The organism is Variovorax sp. Soil_C_39 (assembly GCF_057656815.1).
On sequence record NZ_JBDGJQ010000001.1, the window covers coordinates 67,453 to 89,324 of the forward strand.

At 71.0% G+C, this 21,872-nt stretch carries 16 protein-coding genes; 7 read left to right on the top strand and 9 right to left on the bottom strand.

The features are described from left to right. The 9 genes from AC3A6J_RS00335 to AC3A6J_RS00375 form a co-directional block, all read right to left on the bottom strand. A complete protein-coding gene (locus tag AC3A6J_RS00335) occupies positions 1 to 798 on the bottom strand; it encodes an oxepin-CoA hydrolase, alternative type (protein ID WP_487857902.1) in 798 nt (265 codons plus the stop codon). 2 nt (positions 799 to 800) lie between these two features. Further along, positions 801 to 1,802 (bottom strand): tripartite tricarboxylate transporter substrate binding protein, encoded by a 1,002-nt coding sequence (locus tag AC3A6J_RS00340; protein ID WP_487857903.1) that lies wholly within the window; start codon positions 1,800 to 1,802, stop codon positions 801 to 803. 25 nt (positions 1,803 to 1,827) lie between these two features. Next, positions 1,828 to 2,706: a MaoC/PaaZ C-terminal domain-containing protein gene (locus AC3A6J_RS00345; RefSeq protein ID WP_487857904.1), complete on the bottom strand. Its 879-nt coding sequence runs from the start codon at positions 2,704 to 2,706 to the stop codon at positions 1,828 to 1,830. A 4-nt stretch (positions 2,707 to 2,710) separates the two neighbouring features. Continuing rightward, complete coding sequence (locus AC3A6J_RS00350) at positions 2,711 to 3,706, bottom strand: tripartite tricarboxylate transporter substrate binding protein (RefSeq protein ID WP_487857905.1); 996 nt, start codon at positions 3,704 to 3,706, stop codon at positions 2,711 to 2,713. A gap of 50 nt (positions 3,707 to 3,756) precedes the next feature. Next, on the bottom strand, positions 3,757 to 4,125 hold the full coding sequence (locus AC3A6J_RS00355; RefSeq protein ID WP_487857906.1) for a Zn-ribbon domain-containing OB-fold protein: 369 nt from the start codon (positions 4,123 to 4,125) through the stop codon (positions 3,757 to 3,759). Continuing rightward, positions 4,122 to 5,276 carry a thiolase family protein gene (locus AC3A6J_RS00360; RefSeq protein ID WP_487857907.1) on the bottom strand — a complete coding sequence of 385 codons (1,155 nt, stop codon included), beginning with the start codon at positions 5,274 to 5,276 and terminating at the stop codon, positions 4,122 to 4,124. Before AC3A6J_RS00360 ends, AC3A6J_RS00355 begins: the two co-directional genes overlap by 4 nt. Positions 5,277 to 5,281: 5 nt before the next feature. After that, positions 5,282 to 6,133 carry an IclR family transcriptional regulator gene (locus AC3A6J_RS00365; protein ID WP_487857908.1) on the bottom strand — a complete coding sequence of 284 codons (852 nt, stop codon included), beginning with the start codon at positions 6,131 to 6,133 and terminating at the stop codon, positions 5,282 to 5,284. 158 nt (positions 6,134 to 6,291) lie between these two features. Beyond that, the gene (locus AC3A6J_RS00370; RefSeq protein ID WP_487857909.1) at positions 6,292 to 8,712 is read right to left on the bottom strand and encodes a DNA internalization-related competence protein ComEC/Rec2; all 2,421 of its coding nucleotides are present in this window, start codon (positions 8,710 to 8,712) and stop codon (positions 6,292 to 6,294) included. A gap of 91 nt (positions 8,713 to 8,803) precedes the next feature. Further along, positions 8,804 to 9,682 carry a LysR substrate-binding domain-containing protein gene (locus AC3A6J_RS00375; protein ID WP_487857910.1) on the bottom strand — a complete coding sequence of 293 codons (879 nt, stop codon included), beginning with the start codon at positions 9,680 to 9,682 and terminating at the stop codon, positions 8,804 to 8,806. 169 nt (positions 9,683 to 9,851) lie between these two features. Here AC3A6J_RS00375 and AC3A6J_RS00380 point away from each other — a divergent pair, with 169 nt between their 5' ends. The 7 genes from AC3A6J_RS00380 to AC3A6J_RS00410 all read left to right on the top strand — a co-directional run bounded on the left by AC3A6J_RS00380 (position 9,852) and on the right by AC3A6J_RS00410 (position 21,859). Continuing rightward, the gene (locus AC3A6J_RS00380) at positions 9,852 to 10,442 is read left to right on the top strand and encodes a cysteine dioxygenase family protein (protein WP_487857911.1); all 591 of its coding nucleotides are present in this window, start codon (positions 9,852 to 9,854) and stop codon (positions 10,440 to 10,442) included. Further along, on the top strand, positions 10,439 to 12,055 hold the full coding sequence (locus AC3A6J_RS00385; RefSeq protein WP_487857912.1) for a rhodanese-like domain-containing protein: 1,617 nt from the start codon (positions 10,439 to 10,441) through the stop codon (positions 12,053 to 12,055). Before AC3A6J_RS00380 ends, AC3A6J_RS00385 begins: the two co-directional genes overlap by 4 nt. Beyond that, positions 12,052 to 13,389: a fumarylacetoacetase gene (gene fahA, locus AC3A6J_RS00390; RefSeq protein ID WP_487857913.1), complete on the top strand. Its 1,338-nt coding sequence runs from the start codon at positions 12,052 to 12,054 to the stop codon at positions 13,387 to 13,389. Before AC3A6J_RS00385 ends, fahA begins: the two co-directional genes overlap by 4 nt. Continuing rightward, a complete protein-coding gene (gene metC, locus AC3A6J_RS00395) occupies positions 13,386 to 14,585 on the top strand; it encodes a cystathionine beta-lyase (protein ID WP_487857914.1) in 1,200 nt (399 codons plus the stop codon). The genes fahA and metC overlap by 4 nt, the downstream gene beginning before the upstream one ends. A gap of 22 nt (positions 14,586 to 14,607) precedes the next feature. Then, the gene (locus AC3A6J_RS00400) at positions 14,608 to 15,588 is read left to right on the top strand and encodes a Bug family tripartite tricarboxylate transporter substrate binding protein (protein ID WP_487857915.1); all 981 of its coding nucleotides are present in this window, start codon (positions 14,608 to 14,610) and stop codon (positions 15,586 to 15,588) included. A gap of 120 nt (positions 15,589 to 15,708) precedes the next feature. Beyond that, positions 15,709 to 19,212, top strand: coding sequence for a transglutaminase family protein (locus AC3A6J_RS00405; protein WP_487857916.1), 3,504 nt, complete (start codon positions 15,709 to 15,711; stop codon positions 19,210 to 19,212). A 52-nt stretch (positions 19,213 to 19,264) separates the two neighbouring features. Further along, on the top strand, positions 19,265 to 21,859 hold the full coding sequence (locus AC3A6J_RS00410; RefSeq protein WP_487857917.1) for a circularly permuted type 2 ATP-grasp protein: 2,595 nt from the start codon (positions 19,265 to 19,267) through the stop codon (positions 21,857 to 21,859). Positions 21,860 to 21,872 lie beyond the last annotated feature (13 nt).

Genomic DNA, 21,872 nt, shown 5'->3' on the forward strand with positions numbered 1-21,872 from the left:
TCAGGTTTTGGAGGGCCGGCGGGCCGACAGGAAGGCTTCGATGGCGCTGCCGGCCTCGTCGCCATAGAGGTTGTCGACGAAGGCATCGCGCTCGGCGTCGAGTTGTTCGCGCCGGGTGCGCCCGCGTGCGGCATGCACCAGCTGCTTGATGCGCGCCTGCGCATCGAAGGGCCCGTCGGACAGCCGCCCGGCCCAATCGAGCGCCGTCGCCAAGGCTTCGCCCTGCGGCACCACGCGGTTCACCACGCCCCAGGCATGCAGGCGCTGGGCGCTGCAGACGCCGCCGTCGAGCAGCAGCTCGAGTGCGGCCTGCGCCGGCAACGCGCGTGCCAGCGAATCGGAGCCACCGCCGTCGGGCGAGAGCGCCAGCTTCACATAGGACATCACGAACTTCGCGTCCTCGGCCGCCACGATGAGGTCGCAGCCCAGGCACAACGAGAAGCCGCCGCCGGCCGCCGCGCCCTCCACCGCGGCGATCACCGGCTGCGGCGCGTCGTGCATGGCCATCACCCAGTCGTGCAGCGCATCGAGGTGGCCAAGCTGTTCTTCGCGCGGGCGATGGCGCTGCGCGGCCAGCCGCTTGACGTCGCCTCCGCCGCAGAAGTGCCCGCCCTCGCCCGTCAGCACGATGGCGCGCACCGTGCGGTCGGTGGCCGTCTCGCGCAGCAGCGCGGTGGCGGTGCGGTAGAGCGACGGATGCATCGCGTTGCGCGCAGCGGGATGGCTCAGGGTCAGCACCAGCACCGGCCCCTCGCGGTGCGACAGCAGGCGTGCGCCCAGGGATGTTTCGATGCCCATGCTCAATCCACCTGGATGTTGGCGGTGCGCACCACCTGCGTCCACTTCACGATCTCAGTGCGCAGCGTCTTCGCGAAGGCCTCGGGTGTGCTCGGCGCGGCCTCGGCACCGGCCTCGTGCAGCCGCCGGTTGACGACTGGATCGTTCAGCGCACGGGCGATGTCGGCGGCCAGGCGCTGCGCGATGTCTTTCGGCGTGCCCGCGGGTGCCATGAAGGCGGCCCACGAATAGGCCTCGTAGCCCGGCAGGCCCGACTCGGCCACCGTCGGCACATCGGGCAGCAGCGCCGAGCGGCGCGCGCTCGCCACTGCGATGGCGCGCACCTTGCCGCCCCTGACCTGCGGCAGCGCAGTGGGCGCGTCGGCGAACATCAGCTGCACCTGCCCGCCCAGCAAGTCGGCCATGGCGGGCGCGCTGCCCTTGTACGGCACATGCAGCAGCTTCGTGCCGGCCTGGATGTTGAACAGCTCGCCCGCGAGGTGCGTGCCGCCGCCGTTGCCGGCCGAGCCGAAGCTCAGCTTGCCGGGCGACTTGCGGTCGAGCGCGATGAGTTCCGCCACGGTGCGCGCCGGCACCGACGGATGCGCCACCAACACCACCGGAAAGGTCGCGCCGAAGCTCAGCGGCACGAAGTCGCGTTCGATGTCGTACGGCAGTTTGGGCTTCAGGCTCGGCAGCACCGCATGGTGGATGCTGCACACGAAAAGGTTGTAGCCATCGGCGAGCGACTTGGACGCGATGTCCGCGCCCACGATGCCGCCCGCGCCCGCACGGTTGTCGATGATGGCCTGCTGGCCCCAGAGCTCGGAGAGTTTCTGCGCCACAGCGCGCGCCGTGGTGTCGACCGGACCGCCCGCGGGAAACGGCACGATGAAGCGCACCGGCCGGCCTGGGTACGGCTGCTGCGCGAGCGCAGGAAAGGCCAGCGCGGCCGCCGCGACAGCGCCGCCGGTGATGCATGCGCGGCGCGTGACCCGCCGCAGTTCGGACACTTGCTTGGTCATGGATGCCTCCGGTTGGATTCGGTCTTCAGTCGCTGATGCGCGCATGCCCGTGGTCGAGCACGGTGCGGTCGCGCGCGGGCACGCGGGCCCGGAAGTACAGGTCCGCGCCCTCGCGGTACGTCTCGATGCGCAGCGTGTCGCCCGGGACCACCGGTGCCGAGAAGCGCGCGAACAGGCTCTGCAGCCGCGCCGGCGCATTGCCGCAGGCATGCGCGAGCACCGCCTGGCCCGCGATGCCCCAGGTGCACAGCCCGTGCAGGATCGGCCGGTCGAAGCCCGCGGCCCGCGCGGCATCCGGATCGGAATGCAGCGGGTTGCGGTCGGCGCAGAGGCGGTAGAGCAGCGCCTGCTGCGGCAGCGTCGGAATGTCGACCACGGCGTCGGGTATGCGCTGCGGCACGGGCGCGGGCACTTCGGGCGCGGCATCGCCGGGCTGCGCCGCGGTCGCGAAGCCGCCGTTGCCGCGCGCGAAGGTCGTGTGCGTGACGGTGGCGAGCAGGTCGCCGCTCGCGGCATCGGACAGCGTCTTGTCGTAGGTGACCAAGGCGCCGCGCCCCGGCCCCTTGTCGACGACGCGCGTCACGCGGTGGCGCGCCACCACGGTGCCGGCCGCCGGCAGCGGCCGGTGCCACACCACGCGTTCTTCGCCGTGCACGATCTGCGCGAAGTCGATGCCGGTGGCCGGGTCCTGCATCCACGAGCCCGGAAAGCCGAGCACCACCGCCATCGTCGGCAGCGCGAGCGGCATGCCGGGCGCCGTGTCGTTGACGAACTGCAGCTGCGCTGCATCCATCGGGTCGCGGCCCAGGCCCAGTGCGAGCGCGTAGCGCATCGTGTCGTCCGCCGTGTAGCGGTGGACGATGTCGTCGAAGCGCCAGGCCTTCAGTCGAACGGGATCGATCATGACCTCAATCGAGCGTGGCGCCCGAGACCTTCACCACCTGCGCCCACTTGCCGACCTCGGCGTTCATGAAGACGCCGAAGTCCTCGGGCGTGTTCCATGTCGCGGCAAAGCCCTGGGCCTCGAACCTGTCTTTCACGTCGGGCTGCGACAGCGCTTTCTTCAACTCGGCGTTGAGTCGCGCGATCACCTCGCCCGGCGTTCCCGCGGGGGCGAGCAGGCCATTCCATGCGATCGCCTCGTAGCCCGGCAGGCCCGACTCGGCCACCGTCGGCAGCTCGGGCGCCGCGGGCGAACGCTTTGCGCTCGTCACGGCCAGCGCCTTGAGCTTGCCGCCCTTCACCTGCGGCATGGCCGAGAGCATGGTGTCGAACATCAGCTGCGCCTGGTTGCCCATCACGTCGGTGAGCGCCGGCGCACTGCCCTTGTACGGTACGTGCGTCATCTTCACGCCGGCCGTCGCGGCGAACAGCTCGGCCGCGAGGTGCGTCGATTGCCCGTTGCCCGACGACGCGAAGTTGAGCCCGCCGGGCCGGGCCTTGGCGAGCGCGATGAGCTCCGCCACGTTCTTCGCGGGCAGCTCGGGGTTGGCCACGATCACGAGCGGACCGCTGGTGAGCTGCGACACCGGCATCAGATCCTTCGTGAGCTTGTAGCCGAGGTTCTTGAAGAGCGAGGGGTTGATCGCATGCGCGGTGGTGGCCACCACCAGCGTGTAGCCATCGGGTGTGCTGCGCGCCACCAGCTCGGCGCCGGTGTTGCCGCCCGCGCCGGGGCGGTTGTCGATGATGAATTGCTGGCCGGTCTGCTCCGAGAGCTTTTGCGCGACCACGCGCGCCACGATGTCGGTCGGCCCGCCCGGCGGGTACGGCACGACCAGCTTGACCGGTTTGCTCGGATAGCCCTGCGCCTGGGCGGCCAGCGGCATCGCCGCGACGCAGGCGCTGGCTGCCAGCGCACCCGCCAGCCATTGGCGGCGGGCGAAGGATCGGATCGAATGCATGCGGTTGTCTCCTGCTTGTGGTTGTTGGGACGACGGGTGCGCGCTGCGGCTCAGTCGGGCGCGGGCGCGAAGCGCACGAGCACCTGGCCCGCGTGCGTGAAGAAGCCGGCCCGCACCGCGTCGCCGATGCGCACGCCGGGCGCGGCATGCGCCATGAGGCGCGGCCCCTCGTCGAGCGTGGCGAGCACCAGCGTGTAGGGCGCCAGCGCGCGGAAGGCGTCGGAGGGCGCGCGCGAGACGACGGTGACGGCATGCACGGTCGCGCGGCCGCTCGCAGTCCTCCATTCGAGCTGCGTGCCGCCGCAGGCCGCGCAGGCGTAGCGCGCCAACGTCTGCGCGTGGCCGCAGGCGGCGCACGACTGGTAGCGCAGTTGGTGCCGCGCGAGGCCTTCGGTGAAAGGAGCGGCAAGACTGCTCATGACCCACCCCCACGAGAAAGCACCAGGCTCACATGCGACGACATCACGCCGCCGTCCGCATGCACGAACGCGTGGCGGGGGCGCCGCAATTGCCGCTCGCCGGCTTGCCCCGTCATCTGACGGAACACTTCAACGGTGTGGGCCATGCCGCCCGCGACCCCACAGTGGCCGAACGACAGCAGGCCGCCGTGGGTATTGAGCGGCAGCGGTCCGCTGGCGCGGAAATCGCCGTTGCGCACGCGCTCGGCCGCACCGCCGCGCGGCGCGAACCCGATCTCCTCGAGCAGCATCGCCAGCGTGATGGTGAAGGAGTCGTAGATGCCGAGGCAGTCGATGTCGTCCACGCCCAGGCCCGCTTCGCCGAACGCGCGCCCGGCCGCTTCGGCCGCGCCGCACTGCATGACGTCGGCCATCGCGCTCAGGTGCTGGTGCCGGTGCGCCTGGCCCGCGCCCGCAATCGCCACGCCCTCGTCGCCGCGCGCGGCCGACGACACCACCAGCGCCATCGCGCCATCCGAAATGGGGCAGCAGTCCATCAGCTTGAGCGGCGCGGCGATGGGCTTCGATGCCAGCACGTCGGGCACCGACATGGGCGAGCGCAGGTGCGCGCCGGGGTGACCCATGGCGTGCGTGCGCATGAGCACCGCGAGTTCGGCCAGATCGGCTTCGCGCGTGCCGGTCTCGTGCATGTAGCGCGATGCGAGCAGGCCGTAGTAGGCCGGCACCGAGGCGCCGTTGGGCACTTCGAAATCGGCATCGCCCACCTGCGCTAGGGTCTGGATGGCGCTGTCGCGCGACTGGCCGCTGAGCCGGTTCTCGCCGCCCACCACCAGCACGTTGCGGCAGCGGCCGGCGCGCACCAGCTCGCGCGCCAGCATCAGCATCGCCGAGCCACTGGCGCCGCCAAGCTGCAGGCTGTGCGCATAGGCGGGCCGCAGTGCGAAGCGCTCGCAAAAGAGCGTCGACATCATCAGGTGCGGGAGCGTGGTCGCGTAGCCGCAGAGCACGCCGTCGATGTCGGCGCGCCGCAGCCCGGCCGCGTCGAGCGCCTGCTGCGCGGCCTGGGCCATGAGGTCGATGGCGCCCTGGCCTTCGTGGCGGCCGAAGGCGGTGCCGCCGGCACCGACGAGAAAAGCGTTGGGAGAAGTCATGTCGTTCAATGCACCCGCACCCGATGCCCGACGCTGCGCGTGGCGAGCGCGCTCTGCTGCGCTGCGCCGCTCCACAACACTTCGCAGGTGGCGCATTCGCGCTTGAGCGCCTTGGCCAGTTCAGCCTCGCGCGAGGTGATGCGGTCGTTCAGCGCCGCGATGCTGATGGCCGCGACGGGCCGGCCATCGGCCCCGAGGATCGGCGCGGCGATGCCGCCCATGCGCTCGACCACCACGTCGAGCAGCACCGCATGGCCGCGCTCGCGCGCTTCGAGGGCGCGGGCTTCGAGCAGCTTGGGCGTGATGCGCGGATAGCGCTTGAGCTGCGGCGCGATCACCGCGAGCGCGGCCTTTCGCTCGGCCTCGGGCATCCATGCCAGCAGCGCGAGGCTGCCGGCGCCCACGCCGAGCGGCCGGCGGCTGCCCACCGAAAGGTAGTTGGCGCGGATCGGGAAGCGCCCTTCTTCCACGTCGACGCACAGCGACTCGATGCCGCTCGGGATGGACAGGATCACGCTGTCCTCGAAGGTGCCGGTGAGGCGCAGCAGGCTCGGGCGCACCAGCGGGCGCGGGTCGAAGCGCGCGAGGGCCGCGGCGCCGAGCACCAGCAGTTCGGCGCCCAGGCTGTAGCGCTTGGTCTTCGCATCGCGCACCACGAAGCCGTCGCGCATCAGCACCTCGACGAGGCGCAGCACGGTGGTCTTGTCGAGGCCGGTGGCCAGGGCAATGTCGGTCAGGCGTGTGACGCCGGGGTCGGAGAGCGCCCGCAGGATGCGGCAGGCCCGCTCGACCGACGAGGTCGGTTCGGTGGCGCTGTTGGCCAGCACGGATGCAACGGAACGGGGTCGGACGGCCATCGGCTTTTCTCTTTGTTTCGCTTAGCGGAACCGCGATTGCAGCGCCATTGGAGGTCCCGTGCGGGCGCCGGTCAATAAAACCCGAAATAGTTGCTGCCAGCGAAACTTATCAAGGGAAAACCCGCGTGCCCACGAGATGCACGCGCACGCGGAACGCGTCAGGGCACGCGGTGGTGCCAGTAGCGCGCGTGGCGCTCGCGTTCGCAGTCCACCTGGGCGGGCGCCGTGCTGCGCCACAGCGCCGCGCCGCAGCGCGCGCTCTCGAAGAGCGGCACACCCGCGCCGGTATAGCGCGCGACCACCTCGGCGGCGGGGTGCCCGAAGCGGTTGCGGTAGCCCGCCTGCACCAGCGCGATGCGCGGGCGAACGGCCTCGAGCAGTGCTGCGCTCGACGAAGTCTTGCTGCCGTGGTGGGGCACCAGCAGCACGTCGGCGCGCAGTTGCTGCGGCGTGCGTGCCACCAGCGCCGCTTCCTGCAGGCGTTCGATGTCGCCCGCCAGCAGCGCCGCCGCCCGCGCGTTGGTGAGGTGCAGCACGCACGACACCGCATTCGGCTTGGTGGACGAGAGGTAGTCGGCCGGCACCGGATGCAGCACCTCGAAATCCACACCGTCCCAGGTCCAGCGCTGGCCCGCCTCGCAGCGCCGCACCGGCCGCAGCGACTGCAGCGGGTGCCCGGCCTCGATCGAACTCAGCAGCGCGGCCTGGGGCTGCATCGCGAGCACCGCGGCGGCGCCCCCGGTGTGGTCGCTGTCGCGGTGGCTCAACACCAGCATGTCGAGCCGCTCGTCGAAGGCGCGCAGCAGCGGCACCAGCACGCGCTGCCCCGCGTCGCTCCCCAGGCCGTAGCGCGGCCCCGCGTCGAACAGCAGGCTGTGCGTGGCGGTGCGCACCAACACGGCATTGCCCTGGCCGATGTCCGCCGCGAGCAACTCGAACTCGCCTTGCGCCGGTCGCGGCGCCTGCCAGAGCAGCACCGGCAGCAGCAGCGGCACGCCGGCTACGCGCAGCGCCCAGGGAAGCCGCATCGCAAGCAGCACCCCGCCCGCCACGCCGCCGGCGGCCATCCAGGCCGGCGCCGCGGCCACCGAGAACGTGGCCCACGGCAAGCCGGCCAGCCAGGCGAGCAGCGCGCCGAGCACCTGCACCGCCGCGGCGGCAACGCTCCACAGCGGCGGCACCACCGTGCCGAGCATCGCGAGCGGCGTGACCACGAGCGTGACCCACGGGATCGCCACCGCATTCGCGACCAGGCCGACCAACGAGACCTGCTGGAAGAACAGCAGGCCGAGCGGCGCCAGCGCGAGCGTGACCACGCATTGCTCGCGAAGAAAGCCCGCGAGCCGCGCCGCCGGGCCGATCGCTTCGCCGGCCGGCTGCATGAAGCCGGTCGTGAAGAGAATGCCGACCGCCGCGAAGCTGAGCCAGAAGCCGGCCTGCATCAGCGCCCACGGGTCGAGCAGCACCACCACCGCGGCGATCAGCAGCCAGACATGGGGCCACGGCCAGCGCCGCCCCGACAGGCGCAGCAGCGCCGCGGCCGCCAGCATCCAGACCGTGCGCTGCGAGGGCACGCCCCAGCCGCTGAAGAGTGCATAGAGCCCGGCCAGCAGCACGCCGCCGACCAGCGCAGCCTGCGGCGCCGGATGGCGCAGCATCAGCCGCAGGCTGCGGCGCCACAGCGCACCGACCGCGTGCGCGGCGAGCCAGGCGAACATGGTGATGTGCAGCCCCGAGATCGACATCAGGTGCGCCACGCCGGTGGCGCGAAAGATGTCCCAGTCGGCACGATCGATGGCCGCCTGGTCGCCCGTCACGAGCGCCGCGATGACGCCGGCCGGCCGCGCATCGGCCACGCGTTCGAAGACCGCGTCGCGCACCGCCTCGCGGGCCCGCTCGATGGGGTGGCGCCAGGTGGACGCCAGCCGTTGCGGCGCGGTGTCGCGCCCGCCCGTGCGCACGTAGCCGGTGGCCTGGACGCCCTGCTCCCAGAGCCTCAGCTCATGATCGAAGCCATGTGGGTTGAGATGGCCGTGCGGTGCCTTCAGCCGCACCGTGAAGCGCCAACGCTCGCCCGCATGCAGCGCCACCGCGTGGCCCCCGGCGTCGCCGTCGCGGTCGCGGTACCAGCCCAGCGCAATGCGCGCCGGTACGCGCGGCGGCGCCTGCAGGCGCGTGGCGTCCGCATCGCGCCACTGCGCCGATTCCACATCGAGCCGAAACCGCGTGCCCCCCTCGTCGCGGCGCGGCATCTGCGCGACGACGCCGACCACCTCCAGGTCGCGCCCTTCGAGTGCAGGTTCCAGCGCGCCGGCCAGGAAAGCGCAGGCGCGCACGCCCGCGAGCCCCGCGCCGCAGCAGGCGCCCGCGAGCAGCGCTGCCGCGAGCATCGCAGGGCGCCTGGCGCGGAGGGTGCGCGCGGTCAGGGCAGCAACAACCGCGCCCCCCGCGATGCAAAGTGCCAAGTACGCCGGCCAAGGCCAGAGCGCAGCCTGCTGCAACTGCAGCGCACTGCCCAGCACCACTCCGCCCATTGCCGCGAAGGGCCATGCCGCGCGCGCGGCCTGCGTGTGTGCCATGCCTCCCTGCCTTCCCTTGCAGCGCCTCGAGCGGGCGCATTGCGTTGTCTTGTTGCTGTCGTTCTGCGCGGGAGTATGCGCGAACGCGGTGCTACTTCGGCCGCCTGCGCCCCGGCTCGACGAGCCCGAGATTGCCGCCGATCATCTCGAACACGCGCCGCGTCACCGGGCTCACGGCGTTCTTGCGCATGTACAGGAAATAGGGCACGTCGGGCAGCGGCGGCAGCCCCTCGCGCGCACCGAGCACGCGGGTGTACGAATCCACGAACTCGATGCCGCGCGCCGCCACGCCGAGGCCGGCGCGCAGCGCGGCCTTCACGCCCAGCACGTTCGAGGTGGTGTAGCTCGCGGTCCAGGTCAGGCCCACGCCCTGCAGCGCTTCTGCCGCCATGCGATGGAACAGGCTGGGCCCGTCGATCACGATCAGCGGCACCGGCTTGGAGGCATCGTGCTTGTAGCCCGCGGCGCAAAGCCACACGGTCGGATGCATCCGCAGCAGCACCCCTTCGGCCTCGGGCTCGGCCCGGTTGGCAATGATGATGTCGAGCCGCCCCTGCGCCAGAGACTCCATCAGGTACGGACTGCGGGAGATCTCGATATCGATCTGCATGCGCGGCATGGTCTGCGCGATCTGCGCCAGCACGCGCGGCAGCAGCAGGTCGGCCATGTCGTGCGGCGCGCCGATGCGCACGCGCCCCTGCTCGCCCGAATCCGCGAGCCCGCGCAGCGCCTCGTCGTGCACCGCGAGCAATTGCCGCGCATACACCAGGAGCCGCAGCGCATGGCTGCTCATGCGCTTGTTGCGGCCCGCCTTCTCGAACAGCGGAAAGCCGATGCGCAGCTCCAGCCGCTGCATCTGCTGCGTCACCGCCGACTGGGTGAGGTCGAGCCTCGCCGCAGCCGCTGCGAAGGAGCCGCATTCCTCGATGGCCACGAGGGTCCTCAACTGATCCAGGTCCAAAGCTCTCATAGTTCACGGATTCTAATGATTCTTGCACCTCGACTCGATTGATTCTTTCGACCTACACCGGGCAATATCGCCATTGCTGGCAGGGCAAGGATGGCAGACGACCGCGAACGTCGCCGCCTCCACTTGCCAGCAACACATCAGCTTTGCTGACAATTGAAAAGGATTGGCGATGAGCATTTACGACCACACTTCCCGCGCGGTGGCGCACACCCTGGCCAAGGTTCAGGGCCGCCTGGAACTCGGGCTCACGCGTGACGCGCAGGAGCGGGTCAAGCAGGACCTGATGGCGCTGGCCGCGCAGGTTTCGCTGTGGTCGGCCGAGCGTTTCCCGGCGCCTGCCGACGGCGAGCTGCAGGCGCGCTACCTGGTGGGCGAGGACAAGACGCTGGGCCATTCGCTCTACCTGAACGTCATGCGCCCGGGCAAGCGCATCCTGCCGCACAACCACACCACCTGGGCCTGCATCGCCGCGGTCGAGGGCTCGGAGGTCAACCGCCTCTACGAGCGCACCGACGGCGGCCGCGAGGCCGGCCCGGCGACGCTGCGCCCGGCGGGCGAAGTCATCGTCGCGCCAGGCAACGGCATCGCACTGATGCCCGACGACATCCATTCGGTCGAGATCCCGCCCGGCCAGGAAATCCGCCACCTGCACATGTACGGGCGCCCGCTCGAATCGCTGTCCGAACGGCTGGCCTACGACATGGAGCGCGGCACCTGCGCGCGCATGACGATGGGCGTGAAGACCACGGTGAACGCATGACCGCAGCCGTGCTCCAGAAGACGCCGCCACCGTCGATCGGCGCGCAGACCCTCAAGCGCTGGCTGCACGACGGCCAGGAACTGGCGCTGTTCGACGTGCGCGAGCGCGGCCCCTTCGCCGAATCGCATCCGCTGTTCGCAATACCGCTGCCCTACAGCCGCCTCGAACTCGATGCGCCGCGCCTCGCGCCGCGGCGCGCGGTCCGCACGGTCGTCTGCGACGCGGACGGCAAGGGCGCCGCGGTGCATGCGGCGCGCCGCCTCGAGGCGCTCGGCTACCGCGACGTCTACCTGCTCGAAGGCGGCACCGCGGCATGGGCCGCGGCGGGCTACGGCCTGTTCGCCGGCGTGAACGTGCCCTCCAAGACATTCGGAGAGCTCGCGGAGCTGGCCTACGGCACGCCGCACATCAGCGCCACCGAGCTGGCGCGCCGCGTCGCTGCGGGCGAGCCGCTGACGATCCTCGACGGCCGCCCGATGACCGAGTTCCGCAAGATGAGCATCCCGGGAGGAACCTGCTGCCCGAACGGCGAACTGCCCTACCGCGTGACCAGCCTGGTGCCCAATCCGCGCACCACGGTGGTCATCAACTGCGCCGGGCGCACGCGCAGCATCATCGGCGCGCAGACGCTGATCAACCTCGGCCTGCCGAACCCCGTGCTGGCGCTCGAGAACGGCACCCAGGGCTGGGCGCTGAACGACCTCGCGCTCGACCACGGGCGCGACAACGGCTATCCGCCCGGCTCGGGCAGCACCGCGCTGCGCGAGGCCGCGGCGCAACTGGCCGCGGCGCATGGCGCGCGGGCGGTGACGACGGCCACGGTGCTCGAATGGGCCCGCGACGGGGCGCGCACGCTCTACCTGTGCGACGTGCGTTCGCCCGAGGAATTCGCGGCCGGCAGCCTGCCGGGGGCGCAGCACACGCCCGGCGGGCAGCTGATCCAGTCGACCGACGAGTACATCGGCGTGCGCAATGCGCGGCTGGTGCTGTTCGACGACGACGGCGTGCGCGCACCCACCGTCGCGAGCTGGCTGCGCCAGCTGGGCCACGATGCGCATGTGCTCGACGGCGGGCTGCGCAGCGGACTGGCGCTCGAGACCGCGCGGGCGGCTGTCCTGCCGCCCGCGCCGCCCGAGGTCGAACCATCGGAAGTGGCCGAGGCACTGCGCAACGGCACCGTGCGCGTGGTCGACCTGCGTTCCAGCGCACTCTTTCGCCAGTCGCGCATCCCCGGTGCCGCCTGGTCGATACGGCCGCGCATGCGGGCACTCGCAGACGCATCCGACGACCGCCCGATCGTGCTCGTGGCCGAGCATCCGTCGATCGCCGCGCTCGCCGCCTCCGAACTCGAGCCCACCGCCCAGCGCGTTTCGCTGCTGCGCGGCGGCTTCGAAGCCTGGGCCGCGGCGGGCCTGCCCGTCGACACCACGCCGATCGCGGCCTCGCAGGACGAGCACATCGACTTCGTGTTCTTCGTGCATGACCGCCACGACGGCAACAAGGAAGCCGCGCGCCGCTACCTGGCCTGGGAAATCGGGCTGGTCGCGCAGCTCGACGACGAGGAACGTGCCATGTTCCGCCTGCCTGGCGACGGCGGCCATCTCGCCTCATGACCCTCGATACGACCCATGATCCCGACGCGACGTCGTGGATCGGATCGGCCAATGCGCCGCGTTGCGACTTCCCCATTCAGAACCTGCCGTTCGCCTGCTTCGCGCCCGATGCCGGCGCCCCCGCGCGCGGCGGCATCGCGGTCGGCGACCAGATCGTCGACCTGGTGGCGCTGCATGCGAGCGGCCTGCTCGAAGGCGGTGCGCAGGACGCGGCCGCGGCCTGCTGCGCCCCGGTGCTGAACGACTTCATGGCGCTCGGCGCGCCCGCATGGCGTGCGCTGCGCCGCGCGGTGTTCGCGCTGCTCTCGACCGACGCCAGCGAAACCGAACGCATCGGGGTCAGCGCCTGCCTGCTGCCGCAGGCGCAGGCCTACTACCGCCTGCCGGCGCGCATCGGCGACTACACCGACTTCTACACCTCGGTGCACCACGCCTACAACGCGGGCCTGCTGGTGCGCCCGAACGATCCGCTCGCGCCGAACTTCCGCTGGCTGCCGGTGGCCTATCACGGCCGCGCCTCGAGCGTGTGCGTCGGCGTGCTCGGCGAAGGCGTGCGCCGGCCGCATGGGCAGCGCATGGCGCCCGGTGCCACGGCGCCCGAATTCGGGCCGAGCACGCGCCTCGACTACGAACTTGAGCTCGGCGCCTACATCGGCCCGGGCAACGCGCTCGGCGAACCCATCGCCGTGGGCGACGCGGAGGAGCAACTCTTCGGGCTGTGCCTGCTTAACGACTGGTCTGCGCGGGACATCCAGTTCTGGGAAATGGCACCGCTCGGTCCCTTTCTCGGCAAGAACTTCTGCACCACGGTGTCACCGTGGATCGTGACGATGGAGGCGCTGCGGCCGTTTCGCCGGCCCTGGCAGCGCGCAGCGGACGAACCGCAGCCGCTGCCGCACCTCGCGCATCCGCGCGTGGCCGCGGCCGGTGCGCTCGACATCCAGCTCAGCGTGGGCATCGAGACCGAGGCGCATCGCCGCGTCGGCGCACGCGCGGTGCAGGTATCGCGCACCAGTTTCGTCCACCAGTACTGGACGCTGGCCCAGATGGTGGCGCACCACACGAGCGGCGGCTGCAACCTCGCACCGGGCGACCTGATCGGCACCGGCACCATCTCCGGCCCCACGCCCGAAGAGGCCGGCTGCCTGCTCGAAATGACGCGCAGCGGGCGCGAGCCGCTGCTTCTGCCGGTGGCGGGCGAAGCGCCCCAGGAGCGCGCCTTTCTGGCCGACGGCGACGCGGTCGAACTGCACGGCTGGTGCGAGCAGCCCGGCGCGCGGCGCATCGGCTTTGGCTGCAACCGGGCCGTCGTGCGGCCGGCGAGGACCGCATGAAGAACACATCCCCTTCCGCGCCGGGCGCCACCCGGCTGGTGCATGGCGGCAAGCATCCGCACTTCGAGGGTGGCCAGCCGGTCAACCCGCCGGTGGTGCGCGCGAGCACCGTGCTGTTCGACAGCACCGCCCAGCAGCTCGACCTGCGCGCGCGGCGCGACCACGAGCGCAATTTCATCTACGGCGCGCGCGGCAATCCCACCAACTTCGCACTCGAGGACCTGGTCACCGAACTCGAGGGCGGCCATCGCACGCGCCTGCTCCCCACCGGCCTCGCCGCGATCGGCATGGTGCTGCTCGCCTACCTGAAGCCGGGCGATCACCTGCTGATGAGCGAGGGCGTCTACGAGCCCGCGCAACACCTGGTGCGCAGCCACCTCATGCCGCACGGCATCGCCTGCGACTTCTTTCCGGCCGACGGCCGCGACCTCGCGGAGCGCCTGCGGCCCAACACGCGCATGGTCTACGCCGAATGCCCCGGTTCACTGCTCTACGAGATGTGCGACCTGCCCGCGATGGCCGCGCTGGCGCACGAAGCCGGCGCGCTGCTGGTGGCCGACAACACCTGGGGCTCGGGCATGCAGTACCGCCCGCTGGCACTGGGCGCCGACGTTTCGGTGATGGCCGCGACCAAGTACCTGGGCGGCCATTCCGACGTGGTGATGGGCACCGCCTGCGCCACCGAGGCGGCCTGGGCGCCGCTGAACGCCACCTGCGACACCTTCGGCATGACGGTGAGCCCCGACGACGCCTACCTCGTGCTGCGCGGCGTGCGCACGATGGGCGTGCGGCTCGCCCGCCACGAGCGCCAGGCCTTCGAGGTCGCGCGCTGGCTGCAGCGCCGCCGCGAAGTGGTGCGCGTGTTCCATCCCGCCCTGCCCGAGGACCCTGGCCATGCGCTGTGGCAGCGCGACTGCCGCGGCAGCAACGGGCTGCTGTCGTTCGAGCTCGACCCCGCCTGGGACGCCGCCACCGCGCGGCGCTGGGTGGATGCACTGGCGCTGTTCGGCATCGGCGCCTCGTGGGGCGGCTACGAAAGCATGGTGGGCCTGTACGACATGGCCCGCACGCGCGGCGAATCGAACTGGGCCGGCTGCGGCCTCGTGATTCGCCTGCACATCGGGCTCGAAGACGTGCAAGACCTGCTGGCCGACCTGGCCAACGCGTTCGAGCTCGTCCAACGCACCAACAACTAACCAACTACCAAGGAGGCAAACCATGAACCCATTTCCACTCAACCGCCGCAACCTGCTGCTGTCCGCTGCCGCACTGGGTCTGCACCCGCTCGCCGGCGCCGCGGGCGACGAATATCCGTCGCGCAAGCCCGTGCGGCTGATCGTGCCGTTCTCCGCGGGGGGCAGCTCCGACGTCGTCGGCCGCACCATCGGCGACTGGATGGCGAAGGATCTCGACCAGACCGTGCTGATCGAGAACAAGACGGGCGCGGCCGGCGCCATCGGCAGCCATTACGTCGCCAAGGCCGAACCCGACGGCTACACGCTGCTGCTCGTGGACGCGCTTCACACCGTGAACCCGGTGTTCACGCGCAACATCCCGTTCGACCCCACGAAGGATTTCACCGCCATCGGCGGCATCGCCAAAACGCCGCTGTTCCTGGTGTGCCGGCCCGACTTTCCCGCCAAATCGGTGGCCGAGATGGTTGCCTACGCGCACAAGCACCCCGGCAAGCTGAACATCGGCATCCCCGGCAACGGCAGCATCGTGTTCGAGATGATCCGCCACCTGAGCAAGGCCAGGGTGACCGTGGTGCCGTACAAGGGCACCGCGCCTGCCATGATCGACCTCGTGGCCGGCCAGATCGATTTGATGGTGATCTCCATCGCCTCGGGCGCGAGCTTCGTGAAGAACGGCCAGGTGCGCATGCTCGCGACCACCGCCCCCGAGCGCCACCCCGACTATCCCGACGTGCCGACCTTCGCTGAAGGCGGCCTGCCGGGCGTGGTGTACGAGCAGTGGTTCGGCCTGATGGGCCCGGCCGGACTGCCCGCGCCGGTGTCCGAGCGCATCAGCCGCTCGATCAGCTTCGCGCTGGCCCAGCCGGCGATGAAGGAGCGCCTCAAGGCGCTGACGCTGGACCCCTTCGAGGCCGATGCGAAGACCTTCGGCGACCGCGTCGAAGGCGATGCCCGCAAGTGGCGGCAGCTCGCCAAGGACGCGAAGATCAAGCCGGTCGGCTGACCGGGACGCGGCTGGCGCATTCCTTGCGTCCGCCAGGGCGAAGGCCTGTCCGCAGGCCCTATCATGCGTCGAAGCCCGGCAGCAGCTGTCGGCGCGCAATATCGTCCTGACGGGAGAAACATGTCCATCCACGCCGCGCTCCACCACGTCACGCACTACAAGTACGACCGGCCGGTGCAACTGGGACCACAGGTGGTGCGCCTGCGCCCGGCGCCGCATTGCCGCAGCACCGTGGTCTCGTATTCGCTGCGCGTCGAGCCCGCGGACCATTTCGTCAACTGGATGCAGGACCCGTTCGCCAACTACCAGGCGCGGCTCGTGTTTCCCGAGAAGACGCGCGAGTTCAAGGTCACGGTCGACCTGGTGGTCGAGATGGCGGTCTACAACCCCTTCGACTTCTTCCTCGAGCCGCAAGCCGAGAATTTCCCGTTCAAGTACACGCCGTCGCAGGCCGAGGAGCTCGCGCCCTACCTCGTCACCGAAACCCCCACGCCGCTGCTGGCGGCCTACCTCGACAAGGTCGACCGCAAGGTGCAGCGCACCATCGACTTCCTGGTCGGCATCAACCAGCAGGTCCAGCAGGACGTCAACTACCTGATCCGCATGGAGCCGGGCGTGCAGACGCCCGAAGAGACGCTCGCCAGCGGCAGCGGCTCGTGCCGCGACTCGGGCTGGCTGCTGGTTCAGCTGCTGCGCCACTGCGGCCTCGCGGCGCGCTTCGTTTCGGGCTACCTGATCCAACTCACGCCCGACGTGAAGGCGCTCGACGGCCCGAGCGGCACCACCGTCGACTTCACCGACCTGCATGCCTGGTGCGAGGTATTCCTGCCCGGCGCAGGGTGGATCGGCCTGGACGCCACCTCCGGCCTCCTGGCCGGTGAAGGCCACATTCCGCTCGCCTGCACGCCCACGCCGTCGAGCGCCGCGCCGATCGAGGGCGGCGTGGATGAATCCGAGGTCGAGTTCGGCCACGAGATGAAGGTCACGCGCATCTACGAATCGCCGCGCGTCACCAAGCCCTACAGCGACGACCAGTGGAGCGAGGTGCTCGCGCTCGGCGAGGCGGTCGACGCGCAACTGCAGGCCGGCGACGTGCGCCTCACGATGGGCGGCGAGCCGACCTATGTGGCCACGAGCGACCGCGATGCGCCTGAGTGGAACACCGATGCGCTCGGCCCCACCAAGCGCGGCTACGCCACCGAGCTCGTGCACCGGCTGCGGGCCGAATACGGGCACGGCGGCTTCCTGCATTTCGGCCAGGGCAAGTGGTACCCCGGCGAGCAGCTGCCACGCTGGGCGCTGTCGATTTTCTGGCGTGGCGACGGCCAGACGCTCTGGCACGATCCCGCGCTCTTTGCCGACGAGCGCGTGCCCACGCACTACACGAGCGACGATGCGCAGCGCTTCACCACGCTGCTCGCACGCAAGCTCGGCATCACCGAGCGCTACGTCCTGCCGGGTTACGAGGACGTCTACTACTACCTCTGGCGCGAGCGCCGCCTGCCCGTCAACGTCGATCCCTTCGACTCGAAGCTCGAGGACGAACTCGAACGCGTGCGCCTGCGCCGCGTGTTCACGCAGAAGCTCGATGCGGCCATCGGCTACATGCTGCCGCTCGCGCCCGCCAATGCCGACCGCGATGCGCCCGCGCTCGAAGGCCCGGGCTGGCAGACCGGCCCGTGGTTCCTGCGCGACGACCGGCTCTACCTGATTCCTGGCGATTCGCCGATGGGCTACCGCCTGCCGCTCGATTCGCAGCCCTGGGCCAGCAAGGGCGACTACCCTTACCTGGTCGAGCGCGATCCGACGGCACCGCGCGCTGCGCTGCCGAGCGCCACCGACTACCGTGCGCGCTATGACGTCGTTGACGGCGCCGGCGCCGGCGCCGATCGCGATGCGGTGCCGTACGCCTTCGGCGCGCCGCCCGCGGTGCCCGCCGCGCTGCGCATGCAGTCGCCCGGCGATCCGGCCGCCGCCGGCGACGCGGCCAGCCACTTCGCGCGGCAGCAGACCACCCGCCAGCCGCGCCGCGGCGAGTCGGCGCACTGGGTCACGCGCACGGCGCTGTGCGTCGAGGTGCGCGATCCGCGGCGTGCCAACGGCCCCGCCGCCGAGAAGCAGGGCAGCGCCTCTGGCGTGCTGTACGTCTTCATGCCGCCGCTCGCGCGGCTCGAGGACTACCTCGACCTCGTCGCGGCAGTGGAAGCCACCGCGCGCGAACTCGGCGTGCGCATCGTGATGGAAGGCTATCCGCCGCCGCGCGATCCGCGCCTGAAGATGCTGCAGGTCACGCCCGACCCTGGCGTGATCGAGGTCAACATCCATCCCGCGCACAACTGGAAGGAACTGGTCGCGCACACCGAGTTTCTGTACGACGCGGCCTTCGAAACGCGCCTGTCGGCCGAGAAGTTCATGACCGACGGTCGCCACACCGGCACCGGCGGCGGCAACCATTTCGTGCTGGGCGGGGCCACGCCCGCCGACAGCCCCTTCCTGCGCCGGCCCGAGCTGCTCGCAAGCCTGTTGCTCTACTGGCACAACCATCCCTCGCTGAGCTATCTTTTCTCGGGCATGTTCATCGGCCCGACCAGCCAGGCGCCGCGCGTGGACGAGGCCCGCAACGACCAGGTCTACGAACTCGAGATCGCGCTCGCGCAGATCGCCAGGAGCCGCGAGCTGCATGGCGAGGGCATGCCGGCATGGCTGGTCGACCGCACGCTGCGCAACATCCTGATCGACGTCAGCGGCAACACGCACCGCAGCGAGTTCTGCATCGACAAGCTCTACTCGCCGGATTCGAGCACCGGCCGGCTCGGGCTGCTCGAGCTGCGCGCCTTCGAGATGCCGCCGCATGCGCGCATGAGCATCGTGCAGCAGCTGCTGATCCGCGCGCTGGTCGCGCGCTTCTGGAACGCGCCATATCGGGCGCCGGTCACGCGCTGGGGCACCGAGCTGCACGACCGCTTCCTGCTGCCGACATTCGTGAAGATGGACTTCGACGACGTGATCGCCGAGATGCGGCAGGCCGGCTTCGCCTTCGAGGCCGAATGGTTCGCGCCGCACTTCGAGTTCCGCTTTCCGCTGGTGGGCCAGGTGCAGGCGATGGGCGTTGAGCTGTCGCTGCGCAACGCGCTCGAACCCTGGCATGTGATGGGCGAGGAAGGCGCGCCCGGCGGCACGGTGCGGTATGTCGATTCGTCGCTCGAGCGCATCGAGGTGCGCGTCACCGGGCTCAACGAAAGCCGCCACACGGTCACCGTCAACGGCCAGGTGCTGCCGCTGCAGCCCACCGGCACGGCCGGCGAGTTCGTTGCGGGCGTGCGCTACAAGGCCTGGAACCCGCCCTCGGCGCTGCATCCGACCATCGGCGCCCATGCGCCGCTGACCTTCGACATCGTCGACACCTGGATGAAGCGCTCGCTCGGCGGCTGCCAGTATTTCGTCGCCCATCCGGGCGGGCGCAACTACGAGACCTTCCCGGTCAACGCCTACGAGGCCGAAAGCCGCCGCCTGTCGCGCTTCACGCGCACGGGCCACACGCCGGGGCCACTGCAGACGCCGCCGGCCACGATCGAGATCGCGGGGAGCCGGGAGTTTCCTTTCACGCTGGATCTGCGGCGTTGAAGAAGGCGGGGTCGCAAGGCCCTGATGACGACGGTGTGACAATCCACGCACTGTGGAACCCCTGAACGAATCCCTGTTCGACGCCGCCGCGCTGGACCATCCAGCTGCGCTGGCGTCGGCGCTCGCGCCCGCGGCCCTGCCCGGCCACTTCGACGAGCTGCGCGGCCGGGCCGCCGGCGCGGGCGACAAGCCACCGCTCACGACCGGCTGGAGCGCCTTCTTCGAGCAGCTCGGCCCGGGCGGCTTCGCCGACCTGCCGCGGCGCGCGGTGAGCCTGGCGCGGCAGATCCGGGACAACGGCGTCACCTACAACGTCTATGCCGACGCCGACGGACCGCAGCGGCCCTGGTCGCTCGACCTGTTCCCGCTGATCGTCTCGCCCGAGAGCTGGCGCCAGATCGAGGCCGGCGTGCTGCAGCGCATGCGCGTGCTCGACCGCGTGATGGCCGACGTCTACGGCCCGCAGCAGCTGCTGGCCGAGGGCCTGCTGCCCGATGCGCTGGTGCGCGGCCATCCGGGCTACCTGCGCGCGATGCACGGCGTGAAGCCGCCGGGCGACACCTGGCTGCACATCGCGGCCTTCGATCTCGCGCGCGGGCCCGACGGCAACTGGTGGGTGGTGTCGCAGCGCACGCAGGCGCCGTCGGGGCTGGGCTACCTGCTCGAGAACCGGCTCGCGATCACGCGACAGTTTCCGCAGGCCTTCGAGGCCCTGCACGTGCAGCGCCTAGCCGCCACCTACAGCGCGATGATGGACGGCCTGCAGCGCATGTGCCCGGCCGGCGCGCCGCCGCATATCGCGCTGCTGACGCCCGGCCCCTACAACGAGACCTACTTCGAGCACGCCTACCTGGCGCGCTACCTGGGCCTGACGCTGGTCGAGGGCAACGACCTCACGGTGCGCGACCAGCGGCTCTACCTCAAGACGCTGCAGGGTCTGCGGCCGGTGCACGGCCTCATCAAGCGGCTCGACGACCAGTTCCTCGATCCGCTCGAGCTGCGCCCCGACTCCACGCTGGGCGTGCCGGGCCTGTTGCAGGCGATCCGCGCCGGCAACGTGCTGGTGGCCAACATGCCGGGCTCGGCATTCCTCGAATCGCCGGCGCTGCTGGGCTTTCTGCCCGGGCTTGCGCGGCGCCTGATCGGCGAAAAACTCAGCCTGCCCGCGCTGCCGACCTGGTGGTGCGGCGAGCGTGCCGCGCTCGACGCGGTGCTGCCGCAGCTCGGCGCCTCTGCCATCAAGCCGACCTATCCCGGCATCGACGGGCAGACCAGCTTCGATGCGGTGCTCGGCAGCCAGCTCCGGCGGCGCCAGCTCGACGAATGGGCCGGGCGCATCCTGCGCGACGGCGACGCCCACACGGTGCAGAGCTACATGCCGCTGTCGCAGATGCCCACCTGGGCAGGCGACATGGGGCCGGGCCACATCGCGCCGCGCGCGGTGCTGCTGCGCGTGTTCGCGGTCAGCGACGGCGCACAGTCGTGGCGCGTGCTGCCCGGCGGGCTCGCGCGACTCGCGGGACGCGACGCGCAGATCGCCTCGATGCAGCGCGGCGGCAGCAGTGCCGACGTGTGGGTCCAGACCCATGACGAGGTCGACCGCACCACGCTGCTGCAGCCGCATGCCACCACCGCCTCGCTCGCGCGGCACCGCGCACCCGTCACCAGCCGCGCGGCCGAGAACATGTTCTGGCTCGGCCGCTACACCGAGCGCGCCGAGAACGCGGTACGGCTCGCGCGGCTCGTGCTCGACCTGCTGGGCGGCGAGGACCAGTCGTCGCGCCCGCTGCTCGAATGGCTGCATCGCATGGCGCTGCGCAATTCGCTGGTGCCGGCGGGCGTGCCGAGCGCGCCGCAGTCGCGCCGCGTGTTCGAGCGCGCGCTGGTGGCCGAACTCGGCGACGTGGCGCGCGGCGGCAGCGTGGGGTACAGCCTGCGCTGCATCCGCCAGTCGGCGGCGGCCGTGCGCGAACGGCTCTCGCAGGACAACTGGAACCAGATCGTGCGCACCGAGGCCGAGTTCCTGCGCCGCGCGGCCGAGCAGGCTGGCGAAGGTAGCTTCGCGACCCCCGTCGCACTGCGCACGCTTGAATCGGCCAGCACCGCGCTGGCCGCGATGACGGGTGCGCAGACCGACCGCATGACGCGCGACGACGCCTGGCGGCTCTTGTCCATCGGCCGCCACATCGAGCGCCTGGGCTTTCTCTCGAGCGCGCTCGCAGCCGGCTTCGAGGGCGGCGCGGTGCACGAGGCGAGTGGCTTCGAGGCGATGGTGGCGCTGTTCGACAGCACCATCACCTTTCATGCGCGCTACCAGCAGCGGCGCGACGTCGCCACGTTGGTCGACCTGCTCGTGCTCGATACCGAGAACCCGCGCTCGCTCGCCTGGGTGACGCAGACGCTGCGCGGGCGCATCGCGCGGCTCGCGGGCAGCGCGCCAGGCAAGCTCACCGCGCTGTCGCACGAGCTGCCCGACCCCGCTACGTGGTCGCTCGAGGCGCTGTGCGCCCCCGGCGCCGACGCGAGCCATGCTGCGCTGATGGAGCTGCTCGCCGGCTGCGAGAGCGCGGCCTATCATGTGTCCGACGCGATCGGCATCCGCTATTTCACGCTCACCTCGGAGTCGCTGCGCTCGGTGGGCGCCTGACGTCGAGGCCGCG